Source organism: Pedobacter agri PB92, assembly GCF_000258495.1.
Lineage (GTDB): Bacteria > Bacteroidota > Bacteroidia > Sphingobacteriales > Sphingobacteriaceae > Pedobacter > Pedobacter agri.
On record NZ_AJLG01000030.1, the window covers coordinates 23233 to 34967 of the forward strand.

At 40.2% G+C, this 11735-nt stretch carries 7 protein-coding genes; 4 read left to right on the top strand and 3 right to left on the bottom strand.

Features of this window, described 5'->3' with window-relative positions:
* Positions 1-21 precede the first annotated feature (21 nt).
* Positions 22-2247: a response regulator gene (locus tag ON09_RS06545; RefSeq protein WP_010600259.1), complete on the bottom strand. Its 2226-nt coding sequence runs from the start codon at positions 2245-2247 to the stop codon at positions 22-24.
* A gap of 492 nt (positions 2248-2739) precedes the next feature.
* Between ON09_RS06545 and ON09_RS06550 the strand changes: the two genes are divergently transcribed.
* Positions 2740-3144, top strand: a complete 405-nt coding sequence (locus ON09_RS06550) for a response regulator transcription factor (protein ID WP_039841970.1) — start codon at positions 2740-2742, stop codon at positions 3142-3144.
* Positions 3144-4346, top strand: a complete 1203-nt coding sequence (locus ON09_RS06555; RefSeq protein ID WP_010600261.1) for a sugar transferase — start codon at positions 3144-3146, stop codon at positions 4344-4346. Before ON09_RS06550 ends, ON09_RS06555 begins: the two co-directional genes overlap by 1 nt.
* A 1079-nt stretch (positions 4347-5425) precedes the next feature.
* On the opposite strand, the gene ON09_RS06565 is transcribed toward ON09_RS06555, so the two are convergent.
* A complete protein-coding gene (locus ON09_RS06565; RefSeq protein WP_010600263.1) occupies positions 5426-5605 on the bottom strand; it encodes an RNA polymerase sigma factor in 180 nt (59 codons plus the stop codon).
* 724 nt (positions 5606-6329) lie between these two features.
* Between ON09_RS06565 and ON09_RS06570 the strand changes: the two genes are divergently transcribed.
* Positions 6330-10241: a PAS domain S-box protein gene (locus tag ON09_RS06570; RefSeq protein ID WP_010600264.1), complete on the top strand. Its 3912-nt coding sequence runs from the start codon at positions 6330-6332 to the stop codon at positions 10239-10241.
* 144 nt (positions 10242-10385) lie between these two features.
* On the opposite strand, the gene ON09_RS06575 is transcribed toward ON09_RS06570, so the two are convergent.
* Positions 10386-10784 (bottom strand): response regulator, encoded by a 399-nt coding sequence (locus ON09_RS06575; RefSeq protein WP_010600265.1) that lies wholly within the window; start codon positions 10782-10784, stop codon positions 10386-10388.
* An 821-nt stretch (positions 10785-11605) separates the two neighbouring features.
* Between ON09_RS06575 and ON09_RS26795 the strand changes: the two genes are divergently transcribed.
* Positions 11606-11735: outer membrane beta-barrel protein (locus ON09_RS26795; RefSeq protein ID WP_394358214.1), on the top strand; the 130-nt coding region annotated here is incomplete at its 3' end.

Here is an 11735-nt window from a genome sequence, read left to right on the forward strand (position 1 = left end):
GCGTTTGATTTCACGGCTGTTTTAATGCGGATTTCGAACGGTTATCTCTTCGCTAAGGGCGGTTAGCACTTCTCGAAGGACCTCGTTTACTGCCTTAACTTTTTGGCCAAGTTCGCCAGCAGCAGGAGATTCCTCATGTGCAGCCTCGATTTCCCTGATGGTGCGCTGAAGGGGAGCTATCACAAGATGGTCAATGGTGCTCTTAAGCTTGTGTGCAACTTTGGACAGTTGCTCTAGGTCTCCGGAAGAAAAGGTGCTGTTTAGCTGCTCAAGGGCATCTGGAATCTGTTCGCAGAACATCTGTATCATCTTGGTAACAAAATCTTCTCGACCTTTGCTGATCACCCGGAGCCCTTCCAGACTGTATAAAGGAAGATCTGTTTCGGCAGCCGGTGTCGGAGATGGCTGAACAGGATTCAGGTCAGTAGTACTGCTTTTGATCCACCTGTCGATAGTGCTGATGAGCAACTCTTCATTGATAGGTTTAGTGATGTAATCATCCATGCCCGCTGCTAGGCACTTTTCTCGTTCCCCTTCTATTGCCGAAGCAGTAAGGGCGATAACTGCTCCTGTGTAACCCCGACTGCGAAGGGCTCTGGTGGTATCATAACCATCCAGCTCGGGCATCTGGATGTCCATCAACACAATATCAAACACTTCATCATTGAGCATGTCAAGTGCTATCATTCCAGTGTCGGCCACCATGACCTGCGGACCATATCTCAGCAGGATGGTACTGGCTACAAGCCTGTTCATTTCGTTATCATCTACGATAAGTACTCTGCGGCCAGAAAATAGCTCTTCATCCTGGATCAGGGGCGTTTCACTCGGAATATCATGCAGCTGCCCTTTCTCAAGGGTAATTATGAAGGATATTTCCGAACCCTTGCCCTTTGCGCTTTTCACCTTGAAGTGACCGCCCATCTGAGAGACAAGTTTCTGGGAAATGCTCATCCCGAGTCCGGTACCTCCATATCTGCGGGTCACAGACTCATATTCCTGGCTGAAGTTATCGAAAAGGTGATTAAGAAATTCATCCTCCATACCAATCCCCGTGTCTTTCACCAGCACTTCGATCTTCTGATGGTCATGACTGTCTTCCAGGATGATTGCTGTTAGCTCCACAGCTCCTTTCTCGGTAAACTTTATGGCATTAGTCATCAGGTTGAGTACCACCTGGGTAATACGGTAAGGGTCACCGATAAGAACAGGGGCTAACATTTTGTCTGTGGGTGGGATATAGCTGATTTCCAGTCCGCGTCTGACTGCCTTGTGAGTCACTACCTGCATCACTTCTCCCAAAACTGTAGAAAGGCTGAATCCAATATTTTCCAGGTTAAGCTTTCCGGCGTCAATTTTGGAAAGATCCAGGATATCATCGATAATGACCAAAAGGGTTTTAGATGCAGTCTGTACGGTTTGAAGATAATATTCCTGCTCAGAATTGAGCTGGGTTTTGGACAGCATGGCCGACATACTAATAATGGCATTCATCGGCGTTCTGATCTCATGGCTCATATTCGCCAAAAACATAGCCTTGACCCCTGCGTTTCTTTCTGCATCCTTTTTGGCATTGATGAGTTCCTGTTCAAAACCCTTATGTTCACTCACATCAAAGCATATCCCTGTCCAACCCGTATTTTCTCCCTGTTTACTGTAATTTATTGCCCTTCCAGCCAGCCATAGGCGTTGAGTCCCCTGGGCGTCGGTGAAGACCAGCTCCTGCAGTCCACCATCGGCCTTTTCGACCTCGGCCTCCTCGGCAGTGAAGAATGCATTTTCAAAAAAAAACTCTGCCGTTTTGCCCAGCATGGCTGTAGCCTCATAACCCGACATCATAGAAAATCGATCGTTTAGATAAACTATTCTGCCTTGGGAATCAATCTCGATTAGTCCAAAGCCCATTTTGTCTATTATCCTATCAAAGTTGGCCATATTTGGGACGTAATTGCCCTGAGCCTGATAGCCTGTAGGTATACAATTTTCTTCGTTCGAAAACGGAAACGCCTCAGGATTGCGGTTTTTATTATAGTCTAGGCCCGCAAATAGATACTGGTCATCCGCAAGAAGTTCCCATCTCCCGCGGATTTTCCCTGTAGCAGACCTTAATGAAATTGTCATTTCTTCGCCTAAGGGAGGCCATGCTCCGTCATAGGATTTGCCAAGATTAAAGTAAGTAGATAAAATCCCGTTCCTGCAGCCTGGGCATGCTTTTTCCAGTTCTCTGCCCATATCAAGAATTTTCATGTTCCGCTTTACTAGCACAAAGTACGGGAATAGCCGGTTTAATTGTTCATGGCTGAAGGATAGGGAATTCGTATTCATCTAAAAGTCAAATAATAGGTTAAATTTATAAAAAAATAAGTTGCTTACACGAGGCGGGAATATATTTGTTTTGCCATATAACTGCTTTTTGATGGAGTAATTATTTACCTAGGCCGTAGAGGCATGCATACAAAATGAAAAAATACTTGATACATAAATAGTCAACCAGGGGCGCCATTTAAGTCTTTGCCTCAGAATCGCATATTTATCTGCTGCCCAATCAAAAATCTTGGGGAAGTAAAGCATTTTTTTTTTATAATTGTACAACGAGACTGATATCATCATAATTAGACTACCCCTAACATCCGGTTAGTAAAAGATGAGTAAACGGGACCTGGGCCACAGGAGGTTATGCGACTTCCTTTTGCAGCTGTTACCTGTTTTGATTCAGTTGCGTTGCTATACGTCCCTATAATGACTCAGAATAACAATTCCAGACCCCATCTTCTTCTGGTAGAGGACGATGAATTTATGCAGGCAATCCTCGAGGAAATCCTGGCGGCCAGTTACCAGATCGATATTCGGCCCGATGGCTTAAGTGCGTTGGCACTTCTTCAGAGTGGAAATATCCCCGATCTGATCATATCAGACCTTAATACCCCCAACATGAACGGGCTGGAGCTCATTGAGCAGTTGAAGGCGAGTGATTTTTTTTATTCCTTACCGATCATGATCCTCTCCGGAGAAGAAAGTTCCGGTAAACGCATCAAGTGTCTGGATGCGGGTGCAGATGACTTTGTGGTAAAGCCCTTCAACCCTGCAGAGCTGGAAGCGAGAATCAAAATGGTACTTAGGCGTGCAGGCAAAAATCTCTCCTGATGGAAAATACCTTTACAGTGAACTCCTTGCAGGGAAGCATTGTGGCTCTTGTCGGTTTCAGCCAGGATACTTCCCTATTCGCTCTTGCTGAATGCAGCTTCAGTGGCATGCAGGTGACCCTTTTCGATAATGGAATGAAGCTGGTGCAGGAGTGGGCTGCAAAACGCCTGCCCATCGCAGCTATCATTTCAAATGGCGAGATTCTCTCCAATAACGGATTGGCATTGCTCGAAACACTCAAAAAAAACCAACTTGCTGAAGTTCCATTTTTTCTCGTTGTTAGGCACTTTAATGCTAATCTGCGCATTTTGGCCCTGGGTTCTGGCGTAGCCGATGTGTTCAGACTTCCCATTGATACTGAAAGACTCGAAAAACGCCTGGTTTTCCTGGTGCAAAATTGGGTATTACTCAAAAAGGGATTTTCAGTGCAGGCAAAAACGGTTTATAGGGTTGGAGCCGCGAAAAGGGCTTTTGACATCCTCTTTGCCGGAGTAGCATTGATTCTTTTGCTTCCACTTTTTATAATTATTGCCTTCCTGATCCAGCTCGAATCTGCCGGTCCGGTATTCTATTATTCCCTGCGCAGCGGAACCGGGTTCCGCATTTTTAAGTTTTATAAGTTCCGCTCGATGTATGTGAATGCCGACCAACGGATCCACGAGCTGAAACACCTTAATCAGTACGACAGCGAGCGTGAGATAAAAGACACACAAACGGGACATTCCGAGCTTTGCAGTTCGTGCAAACAAATTGGTAAATGCCAATATCCCATGTATGCAGATGGGGCCCAATGGTGTGAAAAGAACTACGATTACATTATTGCCCAGAAGAGTGGATCAGCTTTTTTCAAGATCGCCAATGATCCTCGTGTTACCAAAATCGGAAACTTTATCCGCAACACAAGTATCGATGAGCTTCCACAGCTCTGGAATGTTCTCAAAGGCGATATGAGTATTGTTGGAAACAGGCCACTGCCGATTTATGAAGCCGAACGCCTCACTACCGACCGATATGTGCTCCGATTTGCAGCACCTGCAGGGATAACCGGTCTCTGGCAGGTAGAAAAACGTGGAAAGGGGGAAATGAGCGAAGAAGAGCGTTTGATGTTGGATAACGCCTACGCCATGAACCAAAGCTTTTGGAATGATATCAAACTCATTTTAAAGACCATACCGGCACTTTTCCAAAAGGAAAATGTATAAGTTAACTTTCCCATTTCCTGATAATACAGTATAATTCAGAACAAATTTTCAGCATTCGTGATAATATTAATTTTGAACTGGTCATTAATTTGTATAATTCAGTCTTGTCAACTATAGTCAAATAGTTGCAAAATAATTGTGAGTTTCTGCTCAGGATGATTATTTTTATACGTTTAAATAGCTGATATTAAGGTATTTAAAATAGTAATTCTAGTTTCAATCATTTCAAAACTTAAAATTCCTTTTTGTATTAATCCTTCTGAATCAAAGTTAGGCTAAAACTTGCTTGGTAGCAAAAATCGAAATCTTATTTCCTCGTAGTGCAACTCGGCAAGTTGTTTTAAGAAGTCCTTGAATTCGGTTGACAATTTATTATTAGCTTTAAAGCTGAAATTTGGATAAGTAAGGTATTCTTGCGGGAACACTAATTCGTCAAAAAAAATGGTTAATTCCCTATATGAATTCTTTAAACTCCTTCTTGTTTCCTGTTCCAATTGATAGGCTATTAAATCATTCATAAAATTAAATTTTTATTCATTTCACATTTCTTCAGTATTTATAAAACGGGCCAAAATTTCTGCATTCATCATTCGTCCTTAATGTAACCTAAAACAGTAAATATATCACGTAGGTTTGGTTTTTGATAAACCTTTAGATCTACAAACTAAACCTGAGTAACATTAAAGTATTAAAACTAAACGATTGGGTTTTGCCATACAATTCGAGAGAGGATATTAGCGATGATGAATTTAACATTTAGAATTTCATACTTTGCACATTCAAAAATAATGTGTTGTTTCGGGGCTAACAGCGATATCAGAGAACATTTTAGCTAAAATATGTCAACAATCACATCCTGTTAAAACGATGTCGGTAGCAAGATGGAATCCATGTTACTAATTGAATTTAACGATCTCCTTTTTCTATAGAAAGGATGGAGCTCAGTTTTTTAATAAGCCCTAAATTAGGTTTTAGTAAAAGCGGCTAAAGCCGCAGTATGCTTTTAAAACTCGTCCAATTTTTGTAGCAAAATCTCAATAGGTTTCTCGGATTGGGTACATTTGAAGTTTCCTTCGTATCTATTTGCGTGCTTCATGGATACGTCTTTCCAGCGTTCCAAGAGGCAAATCCATTTCCTGTGCAATTTCATGATATTTATAGCCTGCAAAATAACAGATGAATGGCGAAGAGTAAGCTTCTGGCAAATTTTTTAAAAGCAAGGCTGATACCAAACATTTCGAAACTAGGGTTTGCTGCATTAATTATGGGTTCTTAATTAGTTTACAAAGAAATTGCTTATTCTTGTAGCACTATGATTTTTTTATAACCTTCCTGCGTCATTCATTAATGAAGGTTTGTTTATTCTAGTATATCACCATCTTTTGACATTTGTGCCGGCTTCGCAATTTCCAGAAAATCGAACTGCATTTACAATCATATCTTAAATGATGTCTTAGCATCTTTTACATCTGCTGTAAATCGAATGCAAATAAGGTGAGGTATTGCGATGCTGCTCAATCATCAGAGTGAATTGAGTGCTGTTTACTTAAACATGAATTTTTTTTAGATAATTAAGAAAAATCTTATAAACACTTATTCAAGTATAAGTAACGCCCACAATTGTTCGACAGTTAACACTCTAATTCTTGTTGATAAAGATTGTAGGTGCGCTGCCGCATTATATATTGGTGTTTCAATCATATCAACATTTTGTATCTTGAAGGGAAGATTGGATGATTTTGATAAAGCTTGAAATAATTAGTTTAATGTCTTGTAATAGGTTGAAGTTCTGAAAGTTGGTAAATTGCTCGTTTAATTGAATTCAATTGCCAAACTTTGCTTTGGTATTAATATGAGTAGCATTAATTGCTAATTAAAAGATTTGGTTTTTCCCAAACTATCTAGGCTAATCATTTTGCAATTAAAGAATTTAACTCAATATTTATACTATTGCTTGAGACCAAAAATCTAACCACATTGTATATGCCTGACCATATTCTTCCTTCAAACGAAAAAGAGCGCCTTGAGGCACTAAAAAGCTATAATATTAATGCTTTGCTTTCTGAAGCGGAATATGACCGCATTACCGCGCTGGCAGCTTTGATCTGCGAGAAACCTATATCATTAATTACATTGATAGATGAGCAAACCCAGTGGTTTAAGTCAAAAACTGGGTTGGAAATTGAAAGCACCCCCCGCGAAATTGCATTTTGCAGATATACAATAACAGGCACTGGTATATTTGAGGTTTGTGATGCTGACCTTGATTTACGCTTTAACACAAATCCGCTGGTAACTGAAGGGCCTAAAATTAAATCTTACGCTGGTTTCCCGATTATAGATAACAAGGGCTATGCCTTGGGAACTTTATGTGTGATTGATACCAAGCCAAGTACAATAACTGACAACCAAAAAGAGGCCCTCCGGTTGCTTAGTATAGAAGTAATGGAGCTTATAAAATCCCGGCAGGCCAAGATTGACCTGGTGAATTTCGAAAAGCTTTTTGTTTTTTCAGATGATTTGCTTTGCGTGGTGGACACTGATGGTATAATTAAAAAAGCCAATCCCGCCTTTGAACGAATTTTGGAATGGAACAATCAAGAACTCATCGGTACAAATCTCTTTGATCTGGTACATCCTAATGATCTGCTGAGGACAAGTCAGGAGATGGAAAAGCTAAAAGAGGGGAGGTCGATAGTTAATTTTGAACATCGGCTTGCAACCCCGAGATATGAGTATAAGACCATACAGTGGATGGCAAGTCCTGAACCAGGTGCAGAGCGAATATTTGCATCGGGGCGGGATGTAACGCTATTAAAAGAAAGCGAATCAAAACTTTTAAAAAGTCAGTCTTACCTCAAAGCATTATTTGAAAACTCTCAGGGGCTTTTATGTACGCACGACTTGCGGGGAAATTTTATTTCTGTAAATAAAGCTGGAGCAGAAATCCTTGGATATGCTCAAACAGAACTTGAAAAAATGAGTCTCTTTGACGTGATTCCGAAGGAAAGACACGAACTACTTGAAATTTATCTTTCTGAAATTCTCAGCGCCAAACATGTAAAGGGTGAAATGCATTTAAAATGCAAGGATGGTACGGGCAGAACGGTATTTTTTAATAATGTTCTTGAACACTTTCCCGGTCAGGAGGATTATGTGCTTGGGAATGGCCTCGACGTAACAGAACGCGGGGTTTTGGAGGAAAAACTTTTAGAATTGTCAGAAATGCTTGAGCAGACAAATCAGGTTGCTCGGGTTGGGGGCTGGCAGTTTGATATCTTGGAAAAAAAGCTAAGTTGGACAAGCGTGACTAAAGAAATACACGAAGCCCCTGAAGGATATGAGCCAGCGCTCGAAACAGCAATTAATTTCTATAAAGATGGACATTCCCGGGAGTTAGTCTCAAGAGCCTTGGAAGCGTGCATTTCTTCTGGAAAAGGTTGGGACCTAGAGCTCCAGATTATCACCATGAAAGGAAAAGAAATCTGGGTGAGGGCTATTGGGAAAGCAGTATTTGAAGGTGGCACATGCAAGAGGCTGTATGGCTCATTTCAGGATATCGACAATCGTAAAAAGAACGAAATAGCTGCAAGCCAGGCAAGCGCAATACTTTCAGCTTTTGCAGCGCATACCCCTGCGGCTGTTGCGATGCTGGATAAGCAGATGAAATATATTGCCGCCAGTAATCGGTGGATGGAAGAATATGGACTTAAAGATAAACAGTTAATAGGGAGTGGTTATTATGAACATTTTAACTTTATTACCGAGGAAGGCAGGGAGCGTCATAAGCGTATATTGGCAGGAGCGGTAGAACATAAAGAGCAAGACATATTTTATCCCCAAGGCGCTACTGAGCCAGAATTTTTGAAATGGGAAATGCGACCATGGTATGAATCGGAGGGGAAGATTGGCGGTATGATGATTTTTACCCAAAACATGACCGCTTATGTATATCAAAATGAAGAACTAAAAAAAGCGAAACATACTGCCGAGCAGGCAAACATTGCAAAGTCTGAGTTTTTATCGAACATGAGTCACGAAATACGGACCCCTCTGAATGGAATCATTGGCTTTACCGACCTGGCACTGAAAACTCCGTTGAGCCCGGTTCAGCAACAATACCTTAAAATTGTCCACCAGTCATCAAGTGACCTTTTGAATATTATAAATGATATTTTAGATTTTTCAAAAATTGAAGCTGGAAAGCTGGCGCTTGACAAGGAGCGGATCGATCTCTTTGATTTATGCAAACAGTCTACAGATATTATCAGCTATCAGGTGCAGCAAAAAGGCGTAGAGCTTCTACTCAATATTGATCCTGACGTTTCCAGATTTGTATGGGCTGACCCCGTGAGGCTGAAGCAGATATTATATAACCTGCTCAGTAATGCATCAAAGTTTACGCAAAAAGGAGAAATTGAATTGAGCATTAAACTGATGGAAGAGGAAGAAGGAACCTCGCTTATTCAATTTAGGGTTAAGGATACTGGAGTAGGGATAAACACTGAAAAACTTGATAAAATTTTTGAAGCTTTTGAACAGGAAGACACCTCCACGAGTAAAAAGTATGGAGGTACCGGACTTGGACTTTCCATCAGTAACAAGTTACTGAAAATGATGAATAGCGAAATGAATGTTACAAGCCGGCAAGGTGAAGGAAGTGAGTTTTATTTTGAGCTGCTCCTGGAATCTGAGTCTGTTGGCATTACAATGGAGAATGATTTAAGCTGGTTAGCTGACGTCCTTATCATTGATGATAACGAAAACAATGTCATTATCCTGAAAAATATGCTCGCAGCGATTGGCATAAATGTTTATGAAGCGAGTAATGGATTGGAAGGATTGCAGTTGATAAGCTCGGGTGCTAAATTTGATGCGATGATTATTGACTATCATATGCCTTTTCTTACCGGTATAGAGACAGTCGATAAGATGCGAGAAAATTTTCCGGCTTTCATGCAGAAGCTTCCCATATTGCTTTTACATAGTTCTGCGGACGATGCGAACATTATGAGCGCCTGTAAAAATTCAAAAATCAACTGTCGTCTGGTCAAACCTATACAGTCTGAAGAGTTATATACTGCCCTTTCAGGTCTTAGGGAATGTTCGTACGATCATGAATCACAGCCCAAAGAACGCCAAGAAAGCATTGACCAAACTGCAATCAAAATCTTAGTCGCAGACGATAATCCGGTAAACACGCTCCTGGCAGTAACCTACATCCAAAATGCTTTTCCAAATGCAACAGTTCTGGAGGCTAGTAATGGCCGGGAAGCATTTGAGGTAGCCATTGCTCGAAATCCTGAACTCATACTTATGGATATACAAATGCCTGAAATGAATGGATATGAAAGTACTGCAGCTATACGTCAGGTGAATGGCTTTGAGTCTGTGCCGATTATTGCCCTCACCGCTGGAAATGTTAAGGATGAAAGGGAACGTTGCATCAAAGCTGGAATGAATGATTTTGTTCCCAAACCAGTTTCAGAAACGATTCTTCGTGAGGTGCTCAGTAATTGGTTGTCACTGGAACCCGCATCGCAGAAGATGTCGACTACGGATACAGAAAACGAGCAAAGTCATTTTGATTTAACTGTGCTCAGCAGTCGACTTGGCGGGAATACCGCTGCTTTAGAAAAGATCCTGGCTATTGCAAAAAGACAGCTTTTGGAATGTTCCAATTTGTTAACAGTTTCATTTGAGGAAAATGATTTGCAGGAGCTAAATAGATTAGGACATAAACTATATGGAACAGCGGTTTCCGCCGGTTTACCAAATTTAGCGCTACTAGCCAGAAGCATTGAAAGGTCGCTAAACATAACCGAAGTTTCGGAATGGCTTGGCCAAATAAAGGAAGAAATTAAACTATGCATTTCATTAATGACGATGCCCTAAAGCCTGTAGCTAAATAGTTTGAAGCAAAGCGTGCAAAATATTCAAGCAACATTTTAGTCACTTCTGGATTAAGGTAGACGTTGAGATAGTTATGCTCCAATGGTGAAGTATTCACTATTGTGATCGGCATGGTTCACCTTGGCGCTAAAAAAAAGGAGAAAGGCGCTCTTTATCCCGAAGTCTCTGCAATTGTTGCTCCGTCAAAGGCTTGATTAAAAAATCTTCAACAATTTCAATTGAAAGTGCTCGCTCGATATCAGTTTTTTCAACTGATGAACTTACCATAACCACCCGAATAAAATTCCTTAATGGATGAGTTTTCAACTGATTGAGAAACTCCCACCCATTCATAATAGGCATATTGATGTCCAGTAATATCATATAACTTGAAACTACGTCGTTGCGATCATCAAAAAACCGAAGCGCATCCTGGGCACGATTAAAAAGATAAGGCTGCTTATTTTCTACAAAATTACACCATATCATCTCCTGTAAGCAGAGTGCCATTTCATCATCGTCAATAAGTATTGTTTCGTAATGCATTTCCTAAAGCAAGCTTAATATGATTGTTATCCCTTAAAATACAATTATAGAGCAGCTATTGTTTCATAATATAGAAATGAAGATAAATGCGATGGTATTTTTATAAAGCCTCTTAAATTCAAACTGGTTAGATTCATCGGGTAAATTTATTTTTAGGATGGACATTTATGGATATGATTAAACTTGCGGCCCATTTGTTTGATCCCTAAAGGACTATCGAAACAAATAATACTTGGAATGTTTTTTAATTATGGAAAATGGTGTAAGAGATATTCAATACAATTTTATTCGTACAATCGTTCGGAGCTTGTTATCATACCTTTTGAAATATTGTTTCTTTAGGTTGTTTTAGAATACATTGTTTTCATAATGCTCAGTTGCTTCAGATGATTGATTAGCCCATCATACATGATTAGGCTTAAATATGAGTTTACGAAAAACATTTTCTATAACCTTGAGTGGGTCAAGAGGCGGAATCGCGGATGGTTAACAAGCAAATTAATTACGCCAATTATCATTCACTCCAAAGAAGACCTTTTGTGATATTTAATATATGTTGCATAAACAAATGTTAATTGCCCGCGCCATACCAAAAATAGCCTTATTATAACTGGTTTGTGCTCAAAATACTTTTGAATAATTAAAAATTGGTAGGTCAGCTCAAATTAGGTGGTAATTCAAGCAATGTATTGATGGTATCTTTTTATAATGCCAAAACTTTCACATATCAATCAATGTAAATTATTATAGGCACATCACATTGAAAATTGGTAATAAGATGGACCTTTTAAGCAACATTTTTTTGAATATACCTACCCAATATTGCTATTGGTAAATCTTTTGGAGAAAACAATCAATTGCAATTTGCGATGAGCAGGAGGGTACAGCGGCCCGATTACAGTGATTTGAATCCGTTTCGGGTTTTTAGAGATCCGTTGCTGTATTATGAAG